This is a genomic window from Streptomyces sp. NPDC088124 (assembly GCF_040685895.1).
GTDB lineage: Bacteria > Actinomycetota > Actinomycetes > Streptomycetales > Streptomycetaceae > Streptomyces.
The window spans coordinates 24,738-50,396 of the sequence record NZ_JBFBJB010000012.1; the positions used below are offsets into that span (position 1 = coordinate 24,738).

18 protein-coding genes and 1 pseudogene are annotated in these 25,659 nt (G+C 71.7%); 12 read left to right on the forward strand and 7 right to left on the reverse strand.

Annotated elements, in window-relative coordinates; genetic code table 11:
• Positions 1–93 precede the first annotated feature (93 nt).
• The gene (locus AB0P17_RS11950) at positions 94–2,340 is read right to left on the reverse strand and encodes a D-alanyl-D-alanine carboxypeptidase (protein WP_365809978.1); all 2,247 of its coding nucleotides are present in this window, start codon (positions 2,338–2,340) and stop codon (positions 94–96) included.
• A gap of 401 nt (positions 2,341–2,741) precedes the next feature.
• On the opposite strand from AB0P17_RS11950, the gene AB0P17_RS11955 reads away from it, so the two are divergent.
• From AB0P17_RS11955 to AB0P17_RS11970, 4 genes are all read left to right on the forward strand, one after another.
• The gene (locus AB0P17_RS11955) at positions 2,742–3,485 is read left to right on the forward strand and encodes a GPP34 family phosphoprotein (protein ID WP_365809980.1); all 744 of its coding nucleotides are present in this window, start codon (positions 2,742–2,744) and stop codon (positions 3,483–3,485) included.
• 394 nt (positions 3,486–3,879) lie between these two features.
• Positions 3,880–4,737 carry a helix-turn-helix transcriptional regulator gene (locus AB0P17_RS11960; RefSeq protein ID WP_365809981.1) on the forward strand — a complete coding sequence of 286 codons (858 nt, stop codon included), beginning with the start codon at positions 3,880–3,882 and terminating at the stop codon, positions 4,735–4,737.
• Between the two features lie 228 nt (positions 4,738–4,965).
• Positions 4,966–5,175: a DUF397 domain-containing protein gene (locus tag AB0P17_RS11965; RefSeq protein ID WP_365809983.1), complete on the forward strand. Its 210-nt coding sequence runs from the start codon at positions 4,966–4,968 to the stop codon at positions 5,173–5,175.
• Between the two features lie 429 nt (positions 5,176–5,604).
• Entirely contained in the window at positions 5,605–7,185 is a 1,581-nt protein-coding gene (locus AB0P17_RS11970; protein ID WP_365809985.1) for a sodium:solute symporter family protein, read from the forward strand.
• Here AB0P17_RS11970 and AB0P17_RS11975 read toward each other — a convergent pair.
• The 4 genes from AB0P17_RS11975 to AB0P17_RS11990 form a co-directional block, all read right to left on the reverse strand.
• Positions 7,145–8,260 (reverse strand): ADP-ribosylglycohydrolase family protein, encoded by a 1,116-nt coding sequence (locus AB0P17_RS11975; protein ID WP_365809986.1) that lies wholly within the window; start codon positions 8,258–8,260, stop codon positions 7,145–7,147. The genes AB0P17_RS11970 and AB0P17_RS11975 overlap by 41 nt on opposite strands.
• Positions 8,261–8,348: 88 nt before the next feature.
• The gene (locus tag AB0P17_RS11980; RefSeq protein WP_365809987.1) at positions 8,349–9,647 is read right to left on the reverse strand and encodes a DUF418 domain-containing protein; all 1,299 of its coding nucleotides are present in this window, start codon (positions 9,645–9,647) and stop codon (positions 8,349–8,351) included.
• A gap of 98 nt (positions 9,648–9,745) precedes the next feature.
• The gene (locus tag AB0P17_RS11985; RefSeq protein ID WP_365809988.1) at positions 9,746–13,084 is read right to left on the reverse strand and encodes a tetratricopeptide repeat protein; all 3,339 of its coding nucleotides are present in this window, start codon (positions 13,082–13,084) and stop codon (positions 9,746–9,748) included.
• Positions 13,085–13,142: 58 nt separating this feature from the next.
• Complete coding sequence (locus AB0P17_RS11990) at positions 13,143–15,743, reverse strand: bifunctional FO biosynthesis protein CofGH (protein WP_365809990.1); 2,601 nt, start codon at positions 15,741–15,743, stop codon at positions 13,143–13,145.
• Between the two features lie 338 nt (positions 15,744–16,081).
• On the opposite strand from AB0P17_RS11990, the gene AB0P17_RS11995 reads away from it, so the two are divergent.
• The 4 genes from AB0P17_RS11995 to AB0P17_RS12010 all read left to right on the forward strand — a co-directional run bounded on the left by AB0P17_RS11995 (position 16,082) and on the right by AB0P17_RS12010 (position 19,864).
• Positions 16,082–16,489: a YciI family protein gene (locus AB0P17_RS11995; RefSeq protein WP_365810189.1), complete on the forward strand. Its 408-nt coding sequence runs from the start codon at positions 16,082–16,084 to the stop codon at positions 16,487–16,489.
• 8 nt (positions 16,490–16,497) lie between these two features.
• Positions 16,498–17,685 carry a DUF6596 domain-containing protein gene (locus tag AB0P17_RS12000; RefSeq protein ID WP_365810191.1) on the forward strand — a complete coding sequence of 396 codons (1,188 nt, stop codon included), beginning with the start codon at positions 16,498–16,500 and terminating at the stop codon, positions 17,683–17,685.
• Between the two features lie 179 nt (positions 17,686–17,864).
• Positions 17,865–18,617 carry a tRNA-dependent cyclodipeptide synthase gene (locus tag AB0P17_RS12005; protein ID WP_365809992.1) on the forward strand — a complete coding sequence of 251 codons (753 nt, stop codon included), beginning with the start codon at positions 17,865–17,867 and terminating at the stop codon, positions 18,615–18,617.
• Between the two features lie 2 nt (positions 18,618–18,619).
• The gene (locus AB0P17_RS12010; RefSeq protein ID WP_365809994.1) at positions 18,620–19,864 is read left to right on the forward strand and encodes a cytochrome P450; all 1,245 of its coding nucleotides are present in this window, start codon (positions 18,620–18,622) and stop codon (positions 19,862–19,864) included.
• A 234-nt stretch (positions 19,865–20,098) separates the two neighbouring features.
• Here AB0P17_RS12010 and AB0P17_RS12015 read toward each other — a convergent pair whose 3' ends face one another.
• The gene (locus tag AB0P17_RS12015; protein WP_365809995.1) at positions 20,099–20,449 is read right to left on the reverse strand and encodes an ATP-binding protein; all 351 of its coding nucleotides are present in this window, start codon (positions 20,447–20,449) and stop codon (positions 20,099–20,101) included.
• A gap of 231 nt (positions 20,450–20,680) precedes the next feature.
• On the opposite strand from AB0P17_RS12015, the gene AB0P17_RS12020 reads away from it, so the two are divergent.
• From AB0P17_RS12020 to AB0P17_RS12030, 3 genes are read left to right on the forward strand one after another with little or no spacing between them, the layout of a single operon-like run.
• The gene (locus AB0P17_RS12020) at positions 20,681–21,532 is read left to right on the forward strand and encodes a Scr1 family TA system antitoxin-like transcriptional regulator (protein WP_365809996.1); all 852 of its coding nucleotides are present in this window, start codon (positions 20,681–20,683) and stop codon (positions 21,530–21,532) included.
• 11 nt (positions 21,533–21,543) lie between these two features.
• Positions 21,544–21,735 (forward strand): DUF397 domain-containing protein, encoded by a 192-nt coding sequence (locus AB0P17_RS12025; protein WP_365809998.1) that lies wholly within the window; start codon positions 21,544–21,546, stop codon positions 21,733–21,735.
• Positions 21,728–21,979 carry a DUF397 domain-containing protein gene (locus AB0P17_RS12030; protein WP_365810000.1) on the forward strand — a complete coding sequence of 84 codons (252 nt, stop codon included), beginning with the start codon at positions 21,728–21,730 and terminating at the stop codon, positions 21,977–21,979. The genes AB0P17_RS12025 and AB0P17_RS12030 overlap by 8 nt, the downstream gene beginning before the upstream one ends.
• Positions 21,980–22,046: 67 nt before the next feature.
• Here AB0P17_RS12030 and AB0P17_RS12035 read toward each other — a convergent pair whose 3' ends face one another.
• Positions 22,047–25,055, reverse strand: coding sequence for an ADP-ribosyltransferase (locus AB0P17_RS12035; protein ID WP_365810002.1), 3,009 nt, complete (start codon positions 25,053–25,055; stop codon positions 22,047–22,049).
• 245 nt (positions 25,056–25,300) lie between these two features.
• Between AB0P17_RS12035 and AB0P17_RS12040 the strand changes: the two are divergent.
• Positions 25,301–25,414, forward strand: a pseudogene (locus AB0P17_RS12040) (TetR family transcriptional regulator); the annotation flags it as partial.
• Between the last annotated feature and the right edge of the window lie 245 nt (positions 25,415–25,659).

The following is a 25,659-nucleotide window of genomic DNA, read 5'->3' on the forward strand; positions in this document are numbered from 1 at the left end:
CGTGCTCCGGGGCCGTCACGTGCGGCCCTACGGCCGGTGGCCCCGGAGCATGCGCTCCGGGGCCACCGGCCTTCACCCGTCTCCCGCGACCGGTCAGCCGACGCGGGTCAGCTTCGCGCCGAAACCGGGCTCGACCAGGTCTTCCTGGAGCGCGACCGGTGCGGTCACCTGGCCCGGTCCGGAACCGACGGTCAGCTGACCGACCACCGTGCCGGCCGACGCCGTCTGCGGAACCGCCTTGCCGCCGTCCGTCATCCCGAGGGAGATCTTCAGGCTCGGCCAGCCGGCCGCCGTCAGGTCCTTGGTGGCGACGACGGGGGTCTGGCCGCCCAGGCCGTCGTCGACGTAGCCGACCGTCTGGCCCTTCTTCACCACCGTCTGCGACACCAGCAGCTCACGCGTGTCGATCAGCACCTTCTTGCTCGCCGCGTTGACCGCGTCGATGATCGAGGGGCCCCGCTGGCCGAGGATGGCGCCCACGACGTACTGCTTCTTCGTGCCCTCGACGTCCTTGGTCGCGGCGAAGAGCAGGTTGCCGCCGGCCTTGGTGGTGGTACCGGTCTTTATCCCGATGGCGCCGTTGTAGGGCACCAGGGTGTTCCAGTTGGGCCACGTCTTACCGGACGGGTCGGTCCACTGCGGCAGCTGGGTGATCACCATCAGCGCCTGCATCTTCACCAGTTCCAGCCCCAGCTTCACCTGGTCGGACGCGGTGGAGACGGTCGTGGCGTCCAGACCCGACGGGTCCGTGTACTTCGTGTCCTTCATCCCGAGTTCCTCGGCGGCGTCGTTCATCTTCTTGACGAACGCGTCCTGCGAACCGGCGTCCCAGCGCGCGAGCAGCCGGGCCACGTTGTTCGCCGACGGGATCATGAGCGCGCTGAGGGCGTCCTTCTGGGAGAGCTTGTCGCCCTCCTTGATCGTGTTCAGCGTCGACTCGTTGCCGGACTCGTCGTAGCCGCCCTCCTTCTCCGCCAGGGCGTCGACCGGGATCATCGCACCGTCCTGATCCACCTTCATGGGGTGGTCCCGCATGATGATGTACGCCGTCATCGACTTGGTCACGGAGGCGATCGGAACCGGCTTCTGCTCGCCGAAGGAGTCCACCTCCCCCAGCCCCGCCACCGACATGGCGCCCTGCCCGTGGTCGGGCCACGGCAGCGTCGGCTTGTCGCCGTCGAAGGAGTACTCGGAGTCCGCGCTGAGCATCAACTCCGGTGCGGGGAGCGGCCGTACCGCCTGGACGATCGCGAAGACGACCACCGCGAGCAGCACCAGCGGCGTCCAGATCTTGACCCGGCGGACCATCGTGCGGACCGGGGTCTCCGGCGGGGCCGGCTTGTTGGTCAGCTCGGCGAGCAGGTCGAGCGGGGGCATCGGCGGCAACGGCTGCTGCCGGGTGCGCTCGGCCTCCGGGAACCCGGACGGCGCGGGCGCCGGAGCCGGAGCCGATGCCTGGGGCTGGGGCTGGGGCTGGGCAGGCTTGGACGCCGCCGGGGCCGGACGGTCGTCGCGGCGCAGGGGTACGAACGTACTCGTCCGCTCCGCCGGGGCCTCGGCCACGTCGGCCGGCTTGGGCAGCTTCAGCGCGGTGGTGGGCTGGTCGGTGGCGGGCTTGGGAAGGGTCTTGAAGACAGCGGTGGCCTGATCGACCGGCCCGGACTCGGACTTGGCCCCGGACTCGGGCTTGAACCCGGACTCGGACTTGGCCCCGGACTCGGACTTGGAGCCGGACTCGGGGTCGGGGGCAGAACCAAGCTTGGACCCGGCCCCCGGCTCGGACTTGGACCCGGAGTCAGATCCGGACCCGGCCCCGGACTTGGCCCCCGTCGTGGCCCCGGACTCGGGCTTGGCCCCGGGCTCGGATCCGGACCCGGAAGCAGGCGCGGGCCGGTCGTCGCCGCCCCCGCCCCCGCTCTCGGACGACTTCGCCGACGCCTTCTCCGACTTCTCGGCGTCGTCGGCGTTGTCGGAGTCCTTCGACTCCGGGGACTCCTTGGGCTCCTCCGGCTCCTGCGACCCCGCGTCGGACGCCTTTCCGGACGTCTTCCCCGGCGTCTTCCCGGCCTCTTCCTCGTCCTTCGTCCCGTCAGGGGCGGGCGAGCCGACCGGTCCTGTCCCGGCGGCGGACTCGGCCGAGGTGTCCCCGGCCTTCTCCGACTCCTCCGACTCCTCCGACTCCCCGGCCTTCTCCGACTCCTTCGGCTCGGCCCCGGACCTCGCCCATGAAGGCGACCCGGCGCCCTTCAGGGTCATCGTCCGGTTGTCGGACTTCGGGCGCTCCGGGGACCCGCTCGCCGCGTCCTCGGCAGCCGCCGGGCCGGACTCCGGTTCCGTCACGGAGTCCTCGTCGCGATTTGCGGTCGCAACCTTTGTCGACACCCCCGAGCCGGATTCCGACCCCTCGGCCCCCTCGCCCCCGTCTCTCCGGTCCGGTACGGCCGCGGCCGATTCACGGAAGACCGAAAGCCTCGGGTCACGTTCGCCAGGAGTCGTCTCCCCCGACGACTTCCGCTGATCCGATTTGTCGGGGGACTCGCCCGCCACCGCGTCTCCTTCATGTCTCATGCGCCGTAAACCGCACTGTCCGAAGCATCTATCAGTGTCCCGCTCTGGGACCTCGGCCCGAGTGCTAGACGAGAACGACATACATAACGGTTCCCACACAAAGCACCCAGGCACCCTCGACAGACCATTGTGAGAGGGGTCACCCTGTCATTCATCCACGCGGGGAGGCATGGATGGGCAGGAGCCGCAGAACAATTCCGGAGGAGCTTCTGCTGCTCGCTCTGGACCCGGCCACGGGTACCACAGCGCAGCCGCAGTCGCTCGACCTCGGCCTGGCCGGAGCACAGCTAGTGGAGCTGGCTCTGGCAGGACGGATAGCCCCTGACGGGGATCGTATCGCCGTGGTGATGCCACGGCCGACCGGAGATCCAACTCTGGACTCCGCACTGGAGCTGCTGCGCAGACGCGGCAGCCCGGTTCGGGCGGTCCACTGGATCGGCGGGCCCCGGCTGGGGCTGCGCCAGACCTATCTCTCGCATCTGGAGCGGTGCGGCATGGTGCATGCCGTCGCGGGCCAGATGTGCGGGGTGTTGCCGACGACTCGCTACCAGGCGACGGAGACGGCGATCAGCCGGGAGATCAGGTCCCGGCTGGACAGCGCGATCCGCACCGGCGTTCCGCCGGACCCGCGGACCGCGGCGCTCGCCGCGCTGGCCCACGCGGTCGGACTCGGCAAGCACCTCTACCCCGGGAACGAGGGGCGCTCGTCGCGCTCCCGGCTCCGGGACCTGATCAGGCACGACCCGATGGGCGGTCTCGTGGCGCACGCCGTGATGGACGTCCAGAACGGGGTGGGCGCACAGCCACGCCGTAACCCGGCCCAGAGCGCCGCCGGTGCTCCGGCCGGCGCGCGGCCGGTCGGTGGCGTGCCCATGCAGCCGCAGCGCGGTGGCATGGCGCGCGTGCCGGCGCACTGACACACCGCAATCCGACGCACCGACGCACCGACGTGCCGTCGTCGTCCAGCAGACCGGACCCGGTTCGGGAGCCGCACAGGACGCGCGGGGCAGCCAACACCATTTGGCTGCCCCGCGCGTCGCGTATCAGCCACCTCGCGGCCGCCCCACGGGCGCCTGGAGCCCCGGCAAAGGGCCAGACCTTTGGCCAGGGGTCCGCGGGGCCGCTGAAGCCCCGGGAGGGGCCCTGAGGCCCGCGACGGCGCCAGGGCGCGCGTGAGGGCGCGCGGCGCGGCGCGCAGAACGGCGCAATCACCTCTGTAGCCATTTCCCAGCGCAGCCGGGACCTTTGGTGGCAGTCTGCTGAGCAGTAGATACGTACAGCTACAGCTACACAGCCGGAGGTGCAGTTTCCGTGGCGTCCAACGTCAATCCCACCGTCAGGCGACGCCGATTGGGCCAGGAGTTGCGCCGGCTTCGCGAACTCAAAGGCATGACGGCCGAGGAAGTCGCGGAACGCCTGCTGGTCTCCCAGTCGAAGATCAGCCGACTGGAGAACGGCCGCCGTTCGATCAGCCAGCGCGATGTACGGGATCTCTGCGGGGTCTACGACGTCGAGGACAGCCGGATCGTCGACTCGCTTATGCAAATGGCCAAGGACTCCCGCCAGCAGGGCTGGTGGCATGCCTTCGGCGACATCCCGTACAGCGTCTACATCGGCCTGGAGACGGACGCGGCCTCGTTGCGCGTGTTCGAACCGCAGGTGGTTCCCGGGCTGCTCCAGACACGCCCGTACGCCGAGGCGCTGATCAACGGCGCGCTTCCGGAGTCGGCCGTACCGGATGTGGAGAAGCGCGTCGGGGTACGGATGCGGCGACAGGACCGGATCAACGCGCCCGAGGAGCCGCTGCGGCTCTGGGCCGTGGTCGACGAGGCGGCGCTGCGGCGGGTCGTCGGCAGCCGTCAGCTCATGCGCGAGCAGCTCGAACACCTGGTGGAGCAGTCGCAGTTGCCGCATGTGACGGTCCAGGTGCTTCCTTTCGACATGGGCGCGCATCCCGGAATCAGCGGGCACTACGCGATTCTCGAATTCCCCGACGCGTCGGACTCCAGCGTGGTCTACATCGAGGGCGTGACGAGCGACCTTTATCTGGAGAAGGCGAATGATGTGCAGCGGTACAGCGTGATGTACGAACATCTGCGCGCACAGGCCCTGAATGCGGATCAGACGCGGCAGTACATCGCGGATATCGCCAAGGATTACGCCCGTTGAGCACCCCTTGAGCACTCGTCACATTGGTCCGGATTGTCGAACTGATCCGCTTTTACACATGACGGCGGGAGAAGTGTACTACTCAATCCGCGCCAGGCGTAAGGCTGTTCCCCAATAGACCATCCGGACGAGTGAACGCACATCCCACTCATCACGTGAGGCGAGTAGCGTCGATCATGCCAGCAGAAGTTGGCGCTATGTCACCTCACTTGCTGAACCGGAGCGAATATGGCAATTCTTCAGGGCGCTACGGACACGTGGACGAAGTCCTCGTACTCCGGCGGAAACGGCGCATGCGTAGAGGTCAGGTCCCCCTTCGTCCAGGCCGTTGCCGTCCGGGACTCGAAGGCTCCCGAGGGGCCGTCGATCTCCTTCGTCCCCAGCTCATGGAATGCCTTCGTCCAGGAAATGGGCAAGGGCGCCGCCGGCCTCGACTGAGGCACGCCGCGTTTTACCGCAGCACAGACAGAGCCCTCTCGACCGGTCCGCCGTCCTGGCCGAGGGGGCTCGACCATGCCCGGCCGCGCGGGACCCGCATCCCGCGCGGCTGTTTCCGTTCCGTACGGCCCACCCGCTCCGTACGCCAAAGACCCGCGGCCCACGACCGGAGCCCGCTGACGAAGTGCCCGCTCATCCTGGGTGAACCGGCACGGTCGCGACAACGCCACGGAGAGTCAAGAACAGGTAAAAACGTTCGACTCACTGACCTTCGTTCACGTCCATGACCGTGTACACCCTTGACCCGCCGCCCCGCCAGGCGGTTCAATCCCCCAAGTCCCCGCTCCCGCACGGGGGTTGCCGCCGACCGGAACGCGCCCACTGACGAAGCGCTCCGACGTTCATCCGGCGGACCCCTGGAGGGGTGACATGAACAGCCTCGACTGGATCGTGCTCATCGCGTACTTCGGCGTCATGATCGCGATCGGCATCTGGTCGCACAAACGAGTGGACAACGTCAGCGACTTCTTCACCGCGGGCGGCAAGATGCCCTGGTGGCTGTCGGGCATCTCGCACCACATGTCCGGGTACAGCGCCGTGATGTTCACCGGATACGCCGGCATCGCCTATCTCTACGGCGTCACATCATTCGTGACCTGGTCCTTCCCCATAGCCATCGGCATCGGGATCGGCGCGCAGATCTTCGCGCCCCGGCTCAACCGGCTGCGCTCCCGGCTACGGGTCGCCTCGCCGCTGGAATATCTGAAGAACCGGTACGACCTGAGAACACAGCAGGCGCTCGCCTGGTCCGGGCTGCTGCTGAAGATCGTGGACGTGGGCGCCAAGTGGGCCGCCATCGCCACCCTGCTCTCCGTCTTCACCGGGATCTCCCTCAACCAGGGCATCCTCATCACCGGTGTCATCACCGGCATCTACTGCACCGTCGGCGGGCTGTGGGCCGACGCCCTCACCGAGCTGGGCCAGTTCATCATCCAGCTCTTCGCCGGGATCGCGATGCTCGTCGCGGTCATGGGCGAACTCGGCGGCGTCAGCGCGCTGTGGACGGTCTGGGACAAGCTCCCCGAGGGCCACGCCGAGCCGACGGCGGGACCGTACACCGTGACGTTCCTGCTGGCGTTCCTCTTCATCAAGACCTTCGAGTACAACGGCGGCATGTGGAACCAGGCGCAGCGCTACATGGCCACGGCCAGCGCCCGCGAGGCCACGCGCTCGGCGCGGCTCTCGGCCGTCCTGTGGCTGGTGTGGCCGCTGGTCCTGTTCTTCCCCATGTGGTGCGCGCCGCTGCTGGTGGAGGCGCAGAAGCCCGACGCGTCCGACTCGTACGCCCTGATGACCGAACAGCTCCTCCCGCACGGGCTGCTGGGCCTGGTCATCGTCGGCTTCTTCTCGCACACCATGGCGATGTGCTCGTCGGACGCCAACGCCATCGCGGCGGTCTTCACCCGGGACATCGCCCCGGTGCTCTCCCGGGCGGCGCGCAGCTGGTCGGACCGGGCGGGGCTGCTGGCGGCGCGGCTGTCGACGATCTCGTTCCTCGCGCTGTCGATGGCGATCGCCACCCAGGTCAACTCGCCGACGTTCAAGGACATCATCACCGTCGTCATCAAGTGGGTGGCGGGGCTGATGGGGCCGATCGCGATCCCGTTCATGCTGGGGCTGCTCAAGCCGTTCCGCAAGTCCGGGCCGACGGCCGCGCTGGTGAGCTGGGCGATGGGACTGCTGGCGTTCTGGCTGGTCAACTACCCCATCAACTGGAACGTGGACGGCGGCGTGCCGCTCCAGTACCAGGTTTCCGTGCCGCTCGCGGTGTCGCTCGTGCTGTACATCGTCATCGGCTTCCTGAAGCCGGAGGACACACCGGAGCGTGACGCGCTGCTGGGGCGGATCGACGGGGACGGCCACGAGGAGACCGACGGGGCGGGCGACGCGAACGGCAAGGGGAACGGGATCAGCCGCGCGGGTAGCGGGTCAGCCAGCCCGACTCCGTGACATCGGGGCTGTGCAGGGCCGGCCCCTGGGTCATCTCCATCGCGAAGTCGTCGGCGATCTCCAGCAGGGTGGGCCGGCCCTCCAGCTCCGCCAGCCAGGCGGGCGGCAGGGCCGTCTCACCGTGCATCGCCCCCAGGAGCGAGCCGCAGAGGGTGCCCGTGGCGGCGGAGGGACCGTCGTGGTTGACGGCGAGCCGCAGCCCCTGGCGTACGTCCTCGGCGACCAGCGCGCAGTAGACGGCGACCGCGAGCGCCGACTCGGCGGTGCGCCCGTCGCCGAGCGCGGCGATCTGCTCGGGGCCCGGCACGCCCCGCCGGACGAGGTCGAGCGCCTGCCGCAGGGCCGCCGTGACGGGCTCGTGGCCGGTGCGCGGCGCGATCAGCACGCAGGCGCGCTCCACCCCCGCCTCCAGGGTCCCGCCGCGCGCGATCTCGTGGACGATCACGGCGTAGGCGCCTGCCGAGACGTAGGCCCCCGGACAGCCGTGCGTCTGGACGGCGCACTCCAGCGCGAGCTGGCAGACGAGTTGGGGTTCCCACCCGACGAGCAGCCCGAACGGCGCGGACCGTACGAGCGCGCCCGCGTCCCGCGCGATGGGGTTCTTCGGCTGGTCGAGCGTGCCCATGACCTGGTCGCCGAGGCCGGTGAGACAGGAGATGGTCGGGTCGCGGCGTACGTACAGCCATTCCTCCTGGGCGAGCCACCCGTTGTCCTTGCGCCGCAGGTCGGGCCCCCAGTCCCGCTGGGTCGCGGCCCACCGCAGATGCGCGCGGTGCACATCGGTGGGCGGGTGCCAGGCGCCGATGTCGCGGCGCACCTGGGCGCGGATCAGCCCGTCGACGGTGAACAGGGTGAGCTGGGTGTTGGCGGTGACCGCGCCGCGCCGGCCGTACGCGGAGACGACATCGGTGGCACCGGCGGCGCCGTGCGCGGCTCTGATCTCGTCGAGCGTGAGCGTGGCGACCCCGGCGCCGAGCGCGTCGCCCAGCCCGCCGCCGAGCAGGGTGCCCCGTACCCGGCTGCGGAAGTCCTGTTGCTCGGCACGGCCCCAGACGACTCCGGACGGTGTGCTCACGCGGCCCCTTCCCCTGTCGGCCCCCGATCGGACTGCGCACGGTTGCGCAGCACTGTAATCGAACGGGAACAGTGGGTTGAGGGCGCACTCAGACGCGCAGTGTCGGCCGCTCCAGGTGCGTGACGGCGCGCAGCAGCCACTCCACCGGTCCCATCCGGAACCGCCGCGTCCACCAGGCGCTCCACCCCACTTGGACGGCGAAGATCCCCACCGCGACGGCGATCACCGCGGCGTACGGCATCCGCCCGATGAGGCCGAGGCCCACACCCGTGAAGATCAGTCCGCAGAGCAGCGACTGGCTCAGGTAGTTGGTGAGCGCCATGCGGCCGGGGCGGGCCAGCGTCTCGGCGAGCCGGGCGCCGCGCGCGGTGCGGAAGAAGCGCAGCAGGGTGGCGACGTACGCGGCGGTGAGGCAGGGCGCGGTGACGAGGTGCACGGCGGGCGCGAAGAGGTCCTCGGGGCCGGCGGCGGCGTACCAGAACGCGCCCGCCAGGCCGACCGGGAAGCCGATGAGCTGGACGAGCCGCAGCTTCCGCCGGTACGCGTCCGGGTCCGCGGCGGCGGTGTGGTCGAGCACGCGGTGCTTGCCGGTCGCCAGCCCGACCAGGAAGGCGGAGAAGGCCAGCGGGCCCTGGAAGAAGAAGATCAGCGGGAACGCGGTCGACAGCGAGGAGCCCCGTTCCCCGAGCACCTCCCCGAGTCCGCCGCGCATCGCCTCGGTGGCCGCGTGGCCGTCGGCCAGCATGGTGAGCCGCTCGGCGGGGGTCGCGGAGGCGGACGCCTCGTCGATGAGGGCCACGAGGACGGCCAGGGCCAGGAAGGCGAACGTGACGGCACCGGTGATGATCCCGGCCACCCACAGTGCGCGGCGCGGCGAGATGCCCCGCACGAAGAAGAGCAGCAGGCCGAGGAAGGCGTACGTCACCAGGATGTCGCCGTAGAAGAGCAGCACCGCGTTGGCGACCCCGATCAGCAGCAGCCCGCCGAGCCGCCGCAGGAAGCGGGGGCGGAAGGAGACCCCGCGCGCGGCGGCGGAGTTGAGCTGGAGGGTGAAGCTGTAGCCGAAGAGGAAGGAGAAGAGGAGGTAGAACTTCGACTCGAAGAGGAACTGGACCACGTCCGTGGCGAGATGGTCGTGCCACGCGGTCCTGGCCGGGTCGGCCACGTCGAGCAGGGTGTAACCACTCGCGAAGAACGGGATGTTGACCATCAGGATGCCGAAGAGCGCGAAGCCGCGGAGCGCGTCGACATCCGCGAGGCGCGCGGTGGCGGACTTGCCGGGGGCGGGCGTTCCGCCGACCTGCGGACCTGGAGCGGCCCAACCGCCGACCTGCGGGCCGGGCGCGGGCGGTCCGCCGGCGGACTGGGCGGGAAACGGTGCTGTCATACCGTACGACGTTACGGAGGGCGGGCGCGGTGCCGCATCCGACCAAAGTAGCGCGGCGGTTCTCTTCGGTCTTCCTCCTCCCCGGCCCCGTCCCCGGTTCATGCCCAGCGGGCGGCGAACGCGTCGCGCGCGGCGACGACCCGGGCGAGGCGGGGGGTCAGGCCGGCGGTGTCGACGCCGGGTGCGTGGAGCAGTTCTTCGAGGTCGCAGGCGATGTTCGCGAGGTCGTCCCACGCGTCCGCGGTGTCGAACAGGGCGGCGAGCGCGGTGTCGAGCGCCGCCCAGTCCCCCCGTACGGCCCCGCTCAGCATGGCCGCGTACGCGGTCGTGTCGGCCGGGAGGTCACCGGCCTCGCCCATCAGCCGCTCCAGTTCCCGCCAGACCGGGACCCCGGCCTCCGCGCCCTCGGCCACGGTCACCGTCATGGCCAGCTGGAGCGTGCCGAACACCGGCGCCTCGGCGCTGTGCCGCTCGGCCACCGCGCGCGCCTCGGCCCACTGTCCGCTGCGGCGCAGTGCCTCGCAGCGGTCCACCGGGCTGTTGTCGCCGGGGTCGGTCACCTCGTCCAGCAGGCGCAGCGCCTCCTCGGGCCGGCCCTGGAGCAGGCAGATGCCCGCCGCCCTGCGCCGGGCGTGGTCCGCCTCCGGGTACAGCTCGGCGCACCGTACGAGATCGGCGTACGCCTGCTCCGGGCGGCCCGCGGCCTGGCCCGTCCTGCCCCGGCAGTAGTACGCCCAGGAGTCGTCCGGATCGAGTTCCAGGGCCCGGTCCAGATCCGCGAAGGCGTCACTGTATTGGCCCCGTACGTGATGGGTCCGGCCGCGCAGCGTGAGCGCCCAGATGTCCTCGGGCCGCCGGTCCAGCACCTCGGTGAGGTCGGCGAGCGCCTCCTCGTGCTGTCCCGCGTCCAGCCGGGCCTCGCCGCGCTCCCGCCGGATCCAGAGGACGTCCGGGTCGGCCTCGACGGCGCGCTCCAGGTCGGCCAGCGCGCCGGCGGCATCGTCGTGTTCCCGCCGCAGCCGGGCGCGGTGCGCCAGCGCCCAGGCGTACTCGGGGTCCAGTTCGATCGCCCGGTCGAGGTCGGCGCGCGCCTCGGCGTCCCGCCCCAGTTGGTGGCGGACATGCCCCCGGCCGCCCAGCGCCGAGGCGTGTTCGGCGTCGAGCTCCAGGGCACGGGTCAGCTCCCGTTCCGCCTCCTCGTCGCGGTCGGCGAGCCGGTACCCCTCGCCGCGCTCGGAGGCGATCCACGCGTTGTCCGGGGCGAGTTCGACCGCGCGGTCCAGATCGGCGAAGGACCGGTCGGGCTCCTCCAGGTCGCGCAGCAGGCGGGCCCTGCGGACCAGGGCCCACAGATACTCGTCGTCCAGTTCCAGGGCGCGGTCGAGATCGGCCAGGGCGGCGTCGTGCCGGCCCAGCGCGTGCTGGGCGACGCCCCGGGAGGCCAGCGCGAAGGCGTCGGTCGGGTCGAGCGCGAGGACGCGGTCCAGCAGGGCGACGGCCTCGTCGTTCCTGCCGACGATCCGCAGCGTCTCCCCGTACACCTCCAGGATCCAGACCGTGTCCGGGGAGAGTTCGTCGGCGCGGCGCAGATCGGCCAGGGCGGGCTCGTACGCCCCGCTCTCCTGGTGGGTGAGGCCGCGGCCGAAGTGCGCGAGGGGCGCCCGCGGGTCGAGCGCGAGCGCCCGGTCGTACTCCGCGAGTGCGGGTTCGTGCGAGCCCGCCTCGCGCAGTTCCCGGCCCCGTACGGTGTGCGCCGCCGCCCGGCCCGGGGTGTCCAGTCCCGGCCGGTCGAGCAGGGCGCCGAGGGCGGCCCGGGCGCCGTCCTCCTCGTCGTCGAGGGCGGCCACCAGCCGCCGTCCCCACTCCCGGGCCACCTCGTCGCCGGTGTCCGTGCCGGCCTCCGCCAGCACCTGGGCCGCGCGGCGGGCCGCGGCCGGGCTCTCGCGGCAGCCCTCCACGACGTCCCGCAGCGCCCCGGGGAGCGCGCCGCGGGGTCCCGCGCACAGCCGGTGGTACGTCTCCTCGAAGCGCAGCGCGCGCCATTCGGCGCTCTCCCAGACCTCGTCGGCGCGCAGCTCGCCCTCGGTCTCGGCGCGCCAGCGGGCGAAGCACGCGGCGAGCGCGGCCTGCCGCTCGCGCCAGCCGCGCGGGGAGCGGGTGCGCTGGAGACGCAGCATGGGGGCGCGCACGACGCCGTGGTAGGTGACCGCGCCGTCCTTGCGGATGGCGAAGGGCAGGGCCCGCAGCCAGTCGTACAGCCCCGCCGGGTCCTCGGCGACGACGGCGCCGAGGACGTCCTCGGTGGTGACCGCGCGGAAGACGTCCTCGTCCAGTCGGCGCGGCAGGGCGCAGGCGAGGGCCGCGGCGCGCCGCACGGGGTCCTGCTCCCACTTGAGGAAGCGTTCGACGGCGCTGGCGCTGGGGTCGCCCACGTCGCCCGGATCGGCGGGCTGGTTCTCCGCGAGGGTGGAGACGAGGACGGGCAGGCCGCCGGAGAGCCTGAGCACCTCCTCGACGACGGACTCGTCCGTGACCCGCTTCGCCGCGAGGAGCGTGCGCGCCTCCCCCTCGGTGAAGGGCGCGAGCGGCAGGTCCGTCGCGAAGCCGCCGTAACCGCCCCAGACCGCGGTGTCGAGGGGGCGCTGGCCGGCGAGCGTCACGACGACGCGGGCCGGGAAGTCCCCGAACCGGCCGGCCTTGATCAGGTCCCGCAGCCAGGTGTCCAGGAAGGGCGCGGTGCGTTCGTACGTGTCGAAGAAGAGCGCGATCCAGGGGATGTCGCGGGAGATCCCGGTCAGTTCGGTGACCAGGACGGGGGTGAGCACCTGGTCCGGCTTGAGGACGAGCTGGACGTCCTCCTGGTCGCGGAAGCGCGCGCTGAGCGTGGCCCGCAGCCGGTCGGCTCCCGACGCGAGCTGCTGGGTGTCGACGGCGTCCGCGAACGCCCCGACGACCGGGACCATCCGCAGCCCGATCACCCCGGCCGTGACGGCGGCGGTGGACCCGGCGGACGGGGCGGGAGGCGCCGCTCCCACGGCACCGGGGCCCGCCTGAGCGGCGCTCGACACGGCCTCTGCCTCGTGCCGCCGCTGCCGGTAGGTGGCGAGCTGCCGGTCGAGCTGCTTGAGCGGATGCCCCTGCCGGTCGAGCTGTTCGGCGATCGCGGCCAGCGCCTCGGGGACACTGCTGACCGACTCGTCCACGTACGCCGTCAGCGCGCCGCACTCCCGGGCGGTGCGCTCCAGCTCCCGTACGAGGGAGGTCTTGCCGACGCCCGCGTTGCCGTGGACATGGAAGAGGTAGCGGTGCCGCTCGTCCTCGGGCGGATAGCCGAAGTTGTCGCGGTACGCGGACAGTTCGGCGCTGCGGCCGATGAATCTGCGGCGCCGCGCGATCAGTTCGGCCATCGACGGCTGATGCGCCCGCGCCTGTGCCACGTACGTACTCCCCCGATCGCGCGCTCCCGCGCCGTCCCGCTCTTCAACTCCCTGGCTCTCAGTCTGCCAGCAGAGGCAGCAACTCCGGCAGGTGTCCGTCCGACGCGGCCGCCGCTTCGACCCGCTCCGCCGGGACCTCCCCGTACAGGGTCGTCCGCGGCTTCGCCGGGCGGCCCGCCGCCTCCGCGATGGCGACCAGGTCCCGCACCGAGCGGTACGAGCCGTAACTGGAGCCCGCCATACGGGAGATGGTCTCCTCCATCAGGGTGCCGCCCAGGTCGTTGGCGCCGGAGCGCAGCATCTCCGCCGCACCCTCCGTGCCGAGCTTCACCCAACTGGTCTGGATGTTGGGGATGTACGGGTGCAGCAGCAGCCGCGCCATCGCGATCACCGCGCGGTTGTCCCGGTCGGTGGGCCCGGGGCGGGCGATACCGGCCAGGTAGACCGGGGCGTTGGTGTGGATGAAGGGCAGCGTCACGAACTCGGTGAAGCCGCCGGTCTCCCGCTGGATGCGGGCGAGCGTACGGAAGTGGCCCAGCCAGTGGCGCGGCTGGTCGACATGGCCGTACATCATCGTGGAGCTGGAGCGGATGCCCAGTTCGTGGGCGGTCGTGACGACGTCGATCCAGGTGGCCGTGGGCAGCTTGCCCTTGGTGAGGACCCAGCGGACCTCGTCGTCGAGGATCTCCGCCGCCGTGCCGGGGATCGAGTCGAGTCCGGCCTCCTTGGCGGCCGTCAGCCATTCCCGGATCGAAAGGCCGGTGCGCGAGGCGCCGTTGACGACCTCCATCGGGGAGAAGGCGTGGACGTGCATACCGGGAACGCGCTCCTTCACCGCGCGCGCGATGTCGAAGTAGGCGGTGCCGGGCAGGTCGGGGTGGATGCCGCCCTGCATGCAGACCTCGGTGGCGCCGACCTCCCACGCCTGTTGCGCGCGGTCCGCGACCTGGTCGAGGGAGAGGGTGTACGCGTCGGCGTCCGTACGGCGCTGGGCGAAGGCGCAGAAGCGGCAGCCGGTGTAGCAGACGTTGGTGAAGTTGATGTTGCGGGTGACGATGTACGTGACGTCGTCGCCGACGGTGTCGCGGCGCAGCTCGTCCGCGATCCTGGTGAGCGCGTCGAGGGCCGGCCCGTCGGCGTGGAGCAGGGCGAGGGCCTGGTCGTCGGTGAGCTTCACCGGGTCGTCGGCGGCCTGCGCGAGGGCTCCCCGTACGTCGGTGTCGATACGGGAGGGCACCATGCCGGGGGCGGCGGCCTCGCGCAGCGCCTCCCAGTCCCCGTACACCTCGTCGAAGTCGTCGCGCCGGTCGGCGGTGCGGCCCTCGGTGTCGATGGTGCGGTGCAGATCGGTGCGGCCGGTGGCGGTGAAGCCCTCGTCCGGTTCCTGCCAGGGCAGCCCGGCCGGGGTGACGTCCTCGCGGGCGAGCCCGGTCTCCGGGTCGGCGAGGGCCCGTACGTGCGGCAGCAGCCGGGGGTCGAGCCAGGGCTCGCCGCGCTGGACGAACTCCGGGTAGACGGTGAGGCGTTCGCGCATCTCGAAGCCGGACTCGGCGGTGCGCGCGCGGAGTTCGTCGATGTGCGGCCAGGGGCGCTCGGGGCTGACGTGGTCGGGGGTGAGCGGCGAGACCCCGCCCCAGTCGTCGATGCCCGCGCCGACCATCAGCGCGTACTCGCCCGCGACGAGGTTCGGCGGCGCCTGGATGCGGGCGGCGGGGCCGAGGATGTGCCGGGCGACGGCGATGGTCGCGGCCAGCTCCTCCAGCTCCGCGTCGGGCATGCCGCGCATGGCGGTGTCGGGCTTGGCGCGGAAGTTCTGCACGATGACTTCCTGGAGGCCGTGGTAGGCCCGCTGGATCCGGCGCAGCTCGAAGAGTGCGTCGGCGCGCTCCTCGTACGACTCGCCGATGCCGATGAGCACACCGGTCGTGAACGGCACGTTGGAACGGCCGGCGTCCTCCAGGACCCGCAGCCGGACGGCGGGCTCCTTGTCGGGCGAGCCGTGGTGCGGGCCGCCGGGCTCGGACCAGAGCCGGGTGGCGGTGGTCTCCAGCATCATGCCCATGCTCGGCGCGACGGGCTTGAGCCGCTGGAGGTCGGTCCAGGACAGCACCCCGGGGTTGAGGTGGGGCAGCAGCCCGGTCTCCTCCAGGACGCGGATCGCCATGGCGCGTACGTAGGCGAGCGTGTCGTCGTACCCCTCCGCCGCCAGCCACTCCCGCGCCTCGGGCCACCGGTCCTCGGGCCGGTCGCCGAGGGTGAACAGGGCTTCCTTGCACCCCATGGCGGCGCCGTCGCGGGCGATCGACAGGACCTCGTCGGGCGAGAGGAACATGCCGTGCCCGGCGCGACGGAGCTTGCCGGGGACGGTGACGAAGGTGCAGTAGTGGCACTTGTCGCGGCAGAGGCGGGTGAGCGGGATGAAGACGTTGCGGGAGTACGTGATGACCCCGGCCCGCCCGACGGCCGCCAGCCCGGCGTCCCGCACCCGCGCGGCGGACCGGGCCAGCTCGGTGAGGTCCGCCCCGCGCGCCTGGAGCAGCACGGTGGCCTCGGCGACATCGAGCGCGACACCGTCCCGGGCCCGTTTGAGGGCGCGGCGCATGCCGTTGGCGGTCGGCTGCCCGGTCCCGGGGCCCTGGGGTGCGCTGCTGGTTGTCATAGCTCCGAGGATACGAGCGCGCGCCTGGAACTTGGATCTGCGCCAAGTGGTGGCAAATGTCTCTCTCCGTGACGGAGGCTCCGGTTCCGGGACGGAGAGCCCCGCCTCCGGGACGGAGAGCCCGGCCTCCGGGGCGGAGAGCCCAGGTTCCGAGCCGGAAAGCCCGGCCTCCGGGGCGGAGGACTCGGCTCCCACGACGAGAGTCCCGGCCTCCCCGGCAGAGGGCTCGGCCAGGAGAACCAAAAAAGATGGGACGGGGATGTCGAGAACCCGTGGCCCGCTCCGTCCCAGGGGTGAACGCGGCCACAATGGGCCGCACCAGCACCGAGGAGAACACCATGGCCAAGTACCTGCTGCTCAAGCACTACCGCGGCGCCCCGGCCCCGGCCAACGACGTGCCCATGGACCGGTGGACGCCGGAGGAGATCTCGGCCCACGTGCGGTACATGCAGGACTTCGCGGACCGGCTGACAGAGACCGGCGAGTTCGTCGACGGTCAGGCGCTCGCCCCCGAGGGGACGTGGGTGCGGTACGACGGCGAGGGCCGCCCGCCGGTCACCGACGGCCCGTTCGCCGAGACCAAGGACCTCATCGCCGGCTGGATGGTGATCGACGTCGACAGTTACGAGCGCGCCGTCGAACTGGCCGGGGAGCTGTCGGCCGCCCCCGGCGCGGGCGGGGAGCCGATCCACGAGTGGCTCGAACTGCGCCCGTTCCTGACCGAGCCGCCCACCGTCACGGAGTGACCTCCCCGGTGAACGAGGTCCTGCTCCGGAGCCTCACCCCGAGCGTGCTCGGGATCCTCGTCCGCCGCGGAGCCGACTTCGCGGCGGCCGAGGACGCCGTACAGGACGCGCTGGTCGAGGCGGTCCGCGTCTGGCCGGCCGACCCTCCGCGGGATCCGAAGGGCTGGCTGGTCACCGTGGCCTGGCGCCGGTTCCTCGACGTGACCCGGGCGGACGCCGCCCGCCGTCGGCGTGAGGACCGCGTCGACGAGGAACCGGCGCCGGGGCCCGCGTCCGCGGTGGACGACACGCTCCAGCTCTACTTCCTGTGCGCCCACCCGTCGCTGCCCCAGACGTCCGCGGTCGCCCTCACCCTGCGCGCGGTGGGCGGGCTCACCACCCGCCAGATCGCCCGGGCCTACCTGGTGCCCGAGGCGACCATGGCGCAGCGCATCAGCCGGGCCAAGCGCACCGTCTCCGGGATACGGTTCGACCGGCCCGGCGACGTCGCCACCGTGCTGCGCGTCCTCTATCTCGTCTTCAACGAGGGCTACTCCGGCGATGTGGACCTCGCCGCCGAGGCCATCCGGCTCACCCGGCAGCTCGCCGCCGTGATCGACCATCCCGAGGTGGCGGGGCTGCTCGCCCTCATGCTGCTCCACCACGCCCGGCGCGCCGCCCGGACCGCGCCCGACGGGAGCCTGGTGCCGCTGGCCGAGCAGGACCGGGCCCGGTGGGACACCGTCGCGATCGCCGAGGGCATCGGGATCCTGCAGACGGCTCTCGCCCGGGACCGGCTGGGCGAGTTCCAGGCCCAGGCCGCCATCGCGGCCCTCCACGCCGACGCGCCCACCGCCGGGGAGACCGACTGGGTGCAGATCGTCGAGTGGTACGACGAACTCGTCCGCCTGACCGACAGCCCGGTGGTCCGGCTCAACCGCGCGGTGGCCGTCGGCGAGGCCGACGGGCCGCGCGCGGGCCTGGCGGCGCTCGCGGCACTGGACGAGTCCTCCTCCCCGGCCGCCCCGGCCGCCCCGAAGGGAAGACACCCCCTGCCCCGCCGCACCGCGGTGGCGGCGTACCTCCACGAGCGCGACGGCGACCTGGAGACGGCGGCACGGCTGTACGCCGACGCCGCCCACCAGGCCACCAACCTCGCCGAACGCGACCACCTGACCCGCCAGGCCGCCCGGCTCAACGCCCGCCGGGAGCGCTGACGGGCCGGGCCGTGGGCCACCACGCCGCCCGAACTTGACGAGTACACGCCACGTCTCGCACGTTTGATCAGCGGTGGCCACTCATTCGAATGGAGTCTCCCGGCGGAAGCTGTCGCGCGCTCCCGGCGCCGAACACACTGCCACGTGTCATCACTTTTCCTGATGTACGGGAGAAACCCATGCACGAGGTCGCCGGACGAAGGATCCCGCCCGAATTCACCATCGAGCCGTACACCGACCACTGCCGGGAGATCTGCGAACGGGGCGAGCACGCCCTGATCGGGGTCAGCCCGGGGAACGGGTACTTCAACGAGCAGCGGCTCACCGCCCTGCTGCGATGGACCAGTTCGGTGTTCGACGAGGTGGACCCCGTCATCCCGGACACGTCGCTCACCCACACGTACCGCGCGCTGGGCTGGGACCCCGAGCGCGTGCGGACGAGCACACAGCGCGAGACCCGGCGGCTGCGGCGGCGTATCGCGCGGGCCTGGGCGGCCGCCGGGGTGCCCGCGTACCGGCACCGGGTGCGTGTGCTCTCGGAGTTCACCGAGCACCCCGCGTACCGGTCGCTGCTCCGCCGCATCGAGCAGGTGGTGGCGGAGAAGCCCCGCGTACGGAACGTGTTCCGCCAGGCGAGCGGGCTCGCCCTCGCCTCGCACCTGAAGGGCGTCGAGCCCAGCGAGCGGCAACTGGAGGTCGGCATGGGCTATCTGATCGCGGAGCTGCCCGTGTGCGCGGACACGCCGGCCATCCTCGGCGTGCCCTCCTCCGTGCACATCTACCACCACATGATCCCCACCATGCCGCTGATGTTCGAGGAGCTGTTCGCCTCGCCCGGCCAGGCGTTCGCGGTGGTACGGCCCGCCGACGCGGCCCCGCCGCCCGCCCCGGCGCCGGGCGTCACGCTCCCGCGACCCCGCACGGGAGGCTGACCATGGGTACGGAACCGCCGCCCCTCGACTTCCCGTTCGGGGACTGGAGCGACACGATCTCCCCGGTGTACGCCCTGTTGCGGGACACCCCGCAACCCGCCACCCGGGTCAGGACGGTCACCGGCGATCACGCCTGGCTCGTCACCCGGTACGACGTGGCCCGCGCCCTCCTCGGCGATCCCCGGCTGAGCCTCTCCGCCGCCCTGCGACCGGGCGCCCCGCGCCAGGAACCCATCGCCCCGCGCGCCGAGGGCACCCGGGGCGACATCATGGCCACCCTCCGCGATACCGGGCTGCGCTCGGTCATGAGCGACGCGCTCGGCCCGCGCGCGGTACGCCGCTACCACGCCTGGACCCGCCGCCAGGCCACGGCGATGATCGACGGCCTCGTCCGGAAGGGACCGCCCGCCGACCTGTACACCGGGCTGGCTGTACCGCTGCCCTACCTGGTGGCCTGCCAGGTCCTCCTCGGCGAGCTGGACGAGGAGGAGAAGCGCCTGCTCAACGAGGCCTGCGACACCGTCCTGACCTGGGGAGGCCCCGGCACGGAGGCGATGACGGCGGCGATCGCCCGCATGTACGACTTCTTCCTGCGGCGGCTCCCCGGCCTGGTCGCCACCCCGGGCGACCATCTGCTCAGACGGCTCGCCGAGGCCGAGATCCCGGCGGGGCGCGAAGGAGCGGGCGGCAGGCTGAGCGATTCCGAACTCGCCCAGGTCGCCAACGTGTTCCTCATCGCCGGATACCGGACCTCCGCCAGTTTCCTCGCCAACGCCCTGGTGACCCTGGCCCGTTGCCCCGACATCGTCACCGCCGTCCGGGTCGACCCCGCACTCATCCCGGCCACGGTGGAGGAACTGCTGCGCAGAACACCGATGGCCACCGGCGGCGCCAAGCGGCTCGCCACGCGTGACGTGGAGATCGAGGGGCTGACCATCAAGGCCGGGGAGTGCGTGCTGTTCTCCCTGGAATCCGCCAACCACGACCCCGTGGCCTTCCCGGACCCCGAGCGCTTCGACCCCGGCCGCTTCTCCACCGACCGGCAGCACTGCCCGCACCTGGGCTTCGGTTACGGCAAGCACCACTGCCCGGGCAACCGGCTGGCCCGGATGCAGATCGCCGCCGTACTGGAAGCCCTGACCGCCCCCGGCACCCCCACCCTGCGCCTCGCCGGACCGGACGCGGAGGTGCCATGGCGGCCCGATGTCGCCTTCCGCATCCCGGAGACCATCCCCGTGACCTGGTGACCCGAACGGCCGCCCGGACGCAGGCCCCTCAGCGCGGGCCGGGCGTCCCGTACACCGGTAGGCCGTCCGTGGCCAGCTCCAGGGAGAACGGCGCGGGCAGGCGGACCTCCTCGCCGTACTTGCCCCGCACCGACTACGCGACGCCGGATCTGATCGTCCTGCCCGACGCGTGGGACGACGACGACAACTGGCTCGCGGACCCACGGGACGTAGGGCTCGCGCTCGCGGTCGAAGTCATCTCCCGGTCCGAGAAGGCCCGCGCCCGTGCTCCGACAGGGAGTCCGTCGCGGGCACGCCGGGGGAAGGTTCACCGTTGAACGGCGGCGGAATCCCCGGGTTGCTGTCCCAGACCCCGACCCGGAGCCGGTGCGGTTCCAGGGCGCGGATGCGCAGGGCGTACGGGCCCGGCGCGTGCCGGTACGCGTTGGTGACCAGCTCGCTCGCCAGCAGCTCCGCCGTGTCGGCGAGTTCGGCCAGGCGGTGCGCCTGGACCACGTTACGCACGGTGCCACGGGCGATTCCGGGGGCGCGGGGATCGGGCGGGAGTTGGAGCGTGTAGGCCCAGTGCGGGGATACGGTTTGCATGGAGGTCTCCGTTTACGGCGGGGATTTGCCCAGATATGGGGGCGGCATGTGCGGCGCCCGGTGACCAGGTCGCTCCGTCGAGCGGGGTACTTCCAGGCGGTGGCCTACCCTGGAGACCAGACCGAGAAAAAGGAATACTTGATAGCGTTCCAAGTAATACTCCCAGATCTCACCCGTGTGAGTGATGCCCCGTCCCTGTGCGTCCGTAGGTCCCGAAAGGCAAGTTGAGCAATGGCATCCAAGCCCGACCCCACGGCTCGGCGGGTACGCCTGGGCGTTGAGCTGCGGAGGCTCCGGGAGCGTGCCCGGCTGACGTCAACAGCGGCCGCCGAGCTCCTCGGTACGCGGCCGGGGCAGATCAGCAATATCGAGACGGCCCGATTCGGCGTCGGCGGCGAACGGGTCCGCGCGATGGCCCTGGCCTACGGCTGCCAGGACGAGCCCTTCATCTCCGCGCTGGTCGACATGGCGCAGGACCGGACACGCGGCTGGTGGGAGGAGTACCGGGGCATCCTGCCCGCCGGGCTCCTCGATCTCTCGGAGTTCGAGCACTACGCCACCGGATTCCGCACGGTGCACACCTCACACATTCCCGGCCTGTTGCAGACCAGAGAACACGCGCGCGAGATCTACCGTCAGGCCGTACCGCCGTTCACCCCACCGGACGTCGAGCACCGCGTCTCGCACCGGATCAAGCGCCAGGCCGTCCTGTACCGGGACGACCCCGCTCCGTACCGGGCGATCATCCACGAGGCCGCCCTGCGCATGCGGTTCGGCGGCACCGACGTGACACGGGCACAGCTGCGCCAGCTCCTCTCGCTGGGTGAGCTGCCGCAGGTCACGATCCGCGTCATCCCCTTCGCGCACGGGTCCTTCCCTGGCTCGGGGCAGACCGCGTACTACGGATACGGGCCTGTGCCTCCGCTGGACACAGTGCAACTCGACCAGGCCCACGGCGTAGCGTTCATCGACGCCGAGGCCCAGTTGAACCAGTACCGGCTGCTCTTCGAGCGGCTGGACTCCGTGGCGCTGGCGGAGCCGGCGTCCCGGGACTTCATCCACGAGATCGTCAAGTGCCTGTGAAAGGGGAAACCGTGGCGGAGTCCGCCTGGCAGAAGTCGTCGTACTGCGCTCAGGGCGAGGCCTGTCTGAGCGTCGCAGCGACACCCGACCGCGCGATACGGCTCACCGAGAGCGCCGACCCCACGCAATCCATACTGACGACGGATCCGGCCACCTGGGCCGGCTTCATCCGCTCACTCAAGGAGTCCGATCACCATGGCTGACGTACCCACCGGTCTCGAATGGGTCCGCGCCACCGCCGAGGGCGACGACGGCCCCGGGCCGTGGATCGAGGTGGCCGCCGGGGCCGGGGATCTCATTCATCTCCGGGAGACCAGCGACCCCGACAACATCGTCACCACGACGCAGGTGAAGTGGGACGCGTTCGTGAAGGGCGTCATGGCCGGAGAGTTCGACCACTTCGCCGAGTTGGGCGAGAAGGACGGCCCGGCCGGCTCCCCCGCCTGAGCGTCGGGGCCGCCCGCCCCGTGCGGACGCGACCGGCTCGGCCGGCCCGCCCGCACGGGGTCCGCCGTCAGCCCGTCTGCGTCACCTTGATGACCTTGACCTCCTGGCCGTTGATGACGCGCGTCTCCTGACTCGTCATCGTGAACTTCCCGTCACGCGGGATGAGGACCTCCGACTCCTTGCCCCGGTAGCGGGAGAGCGGGTCGATGTTGCGGCCGTTGCTCGTCTCGATTTCGAGCAGCACCTTCTCACCGGCCATACCTCCGCCGTTGGCCCGGCCCAGGGCGGTTTCCGCCTTGCCGAGGTCCGTGGACGTACTCAGGTACTCGGGGAAGTTGACCTCGTTACCGCCGGTCAGTTGCTGGAGGATGCTCTCCGGCATGAACGTGCCCCGGTAGACGGTGAGATCGGGAACCGGCGGCAGATGGCTCAGCGCCTCGTCCATCGCCTGCACCTTGGCATCGGGGTTCCTGAACGATCCGGGCGCGCTCCCGGTCCGCAGGTATTTGTTGAGGTCGGCGGCCCAACTACCGGTGTAGTCCGCGATGACGAGGGCGTCCTTGGCGGTGAAGTTCTCGGTCAGAGGATTCTTCTTGGCGATCTCCTCGACCTCCCGGGCCCACTCCTTGCGCGCGGCGAGTCCCGGCTTGTAGTCCGGGATACCGTCCAGGGCGTGCATCGGGTCCTGCATCGGACGGTTGTCCTTGTCGCTCCCCGCCCTGTCCAGCTCATCGCTGGTCTTGTCCTGCTCCTTGTCGGCGTCCTTGTTGTCTTTGTTGCACTCATTGCCGAAGGCCGCCTTGGCGGCATCTTCGGCCTCTTGGTACGTGTCGTAACCGGGGACCGCGGAACTGCCCATTTGCTTGGCGGCGGCGGCCGCCTGCTCCAGCATCGACTGGGTAGCCTGCGCGTCGAGGCCGGGCTTGGCACCGGTCGCCAGGATGAGATGACCGGTCGATCCCGCGTCCATCACGGCGGGGAAGCCGGCGGCCCTGGGCGCGGTGTCGCAGTCGTCCTTGGGCTTCTCCTCGGGCTCGTCGTCAGGGTCGTCGGGCTCGTCCGAAGAGTTGGAGGGGTCGGGCGAGGGACCTCCGGACGAGGAACCACCGCTGCTGGTTCCGCCGCTGGAACCGCCGCTCGCCCCACCACTCGCACCGCCGCTGGCCCCACCGGAGCTGGAACCGCCGCTCGCACCACCACTGGCCCCGCCGCTGGCCCCACCACTCGCACCGCCGCTCGCACCGCCGCTCGCACCACCGCTGGCCCCGCCGCTGGCCCCGCCACTGGCCCCGCCGCTGGCCCCGCCGCTGGCCCCACCACTCGCACCACCACTGGCCCCGCCACTCGCACCACCACTGGCCCCGCCACTCGCACCACCACTCGCACCACCACTGGCCCCGCCACTCGCACCACCACTCGCACCACCACTGGCCCCGCCACTGGCACCACCACTGGCTCCACCGCTAGCCCCACCACTCGCACCGCCGCTGGCCCCACCACTCGCACCGCCGCTCGCACCACCGCTAGCCCCGCCGCTCGCACCACCACTCGCACCACCACTGGCCCCGCCACTGGCACCACCACTGGCTCCACCGCTAGCCCCACCACTGGCTCCACCGCTAGCCCCGCCGCTCGCACCGCCGCTGGCCCCACCGGAACTGGAACCGCCGCTCGCCCCACCGGTCGCGCCGCCCGAATCGGAGCCGCCGCTGTCCCCGCCGCTCGCGCCCCCGCTGGCACCACCGGAGTTCGTCCCTCCGCTGGTCCCCCCGGACGTACCGCCGACCACGCCGCCGACGGCGCCCCCGCTGTCGTCGTCACCCCCGGTGCTGCCGCCCGTGCTTCCACCGTTGTTCCCGCCGCTGTCGCCCCCCGTCGAGCCGCCGGACGACGGGCCGCCGCTGTTCGTGCCTCCGACCGCACCCCCGGTCGAGCCGCCCGATCCCGAGCCACCGGAGCCGCTGCCGCCCGAAGCTGTGCCCCCGGTGGCGGCGCCCCCGGAATCACCGCCGGAGTCGCCTCCCGAATCGCCTCCCGTGGCGCCGCCGTTCGCACCTCCGGTCGCGCCGCCGGAGCCGGTGCTGCCTCCGTTGTCGCGGCCGCCGTTGCTCGTACCGCCGGAACTCCCGCCACTGGCACCGCCGTTCGCACCGCCGTTGGCGCCGCCGCTCGCTCCCCCGGAATCGCCCCCAGAGTCGCCGCCGGTCGTACCCCCGTCGGCACCGCCCGAAGCGGTGGTGCCCCCGTTGTCGCCCCCGCCGTTGGCCGTGCCGCCGGTGGTCGTACCGCCGTTGTCCTCGCCGCCGGTCGAGCCACCCGTGGCGCCGCCACTGGCGCCCCCGGTGGTTCCGCCCGTCGAACCACCCGACGTACCGCCCGACGCACCGCCCGACGCACCTCCGCCGGTGCCGCCCGACCCTTCGCACGACTCGCCGACGAGGTTGCAGACCGCCTCCTGGAGTCCGCCGGTCAAGCGGCTGGAGATGCCCCCGGTGACCATCGCCAGGATGATCACCGAGACGACCACGATCATCCCCAGGTACTCCACGGCCGTCTGGGCCCGGTCACCCCGCCGGAAGAACACACGCGTGAACGAGAACCGGGAGAACAGCTCCCGGAGGGTCTTCGCGGGAAGCGGCACCCCCAGCCAGATACGGCTCCCCGGCCGGGTCAGGAACGCCAGGATCGCCAGCGGCAGCACCAGTTGGGTGAGGCCCCGGACCGAGCCGCTCGCGATGTTGAACAGGCCGCCGCAGACCAGCCACACCTGTACGGCGACCAGGCCGCCCCAGACCCGGTTGGCACCCTCGCGGAGCCGCCAGGTGAGCACCCAGGCGAGCACCCCCGGAGCCGCCGCGTACAGGGCGAGGAAGAAGAGCGTCGGGGTCATCAGCCCCGTGGACACGGCCTCGCCTGCCAGCCCCAGCCCGCCCACGGCCGTGAGCCCGAAGAGCACGTGCAGCAGGACACGCGCGGCGCGGAGGGGCGGCGGGAGTTCGTGCTTCCCCTGATCGCCGGCGAACCGCGCGAGGATTCCGGTGTGCGACTGGAGACCGAGCCCGGACAAGTGACTCACCCAACTTTTATGTAAGTGAATTGACTTGCACTCACACACATGGTCGCGTCAGAACTGACAGCCCGTCAGTTCACGTGAGCCGTCGCTCTGTTCGCTCCCCCCGCTTGCGAGTCCCCCGGAGCACGACGAAGGCTATGGTCCGGCCCGGGCCCAGCGACAGGGCCCGTGGGCCCACGCCTGGGCCTAAAGGACCGCACTGAGACCGACCGGCGAATGGGGGGTGGGAGCCTGGAGCCGGTGACCGACTGCGCGAGGCCGCGCCGGCCCTGTATATCGAACCCGGCTTCGAACAGGCCATGGTGGCCGACATCGCCGACCGGGCCAGCGTGACCGCCCGCACCTTCTTCCGCCACTTCGCCGACAAACGCGAGGTCCCCTTCGACCGGTCGTCCGAACTGGACGAGAAGGCGCTGGCCGCTGATCCTCCCCGGGTGACTTCCCACGCCGGAAGTGGATGCTCGGCATCACGGGGGAGGCGACGTGAACCGCACCCCGGGCCGGACGTCGGGGGCGAGCGGGACCCCACGCCGGGCCATCCGCCCGGTGTCTGCCCGCAATCCGCCACCCGCCAACCCTTGTACCCCGGTTCACCCCGGGCTACGAG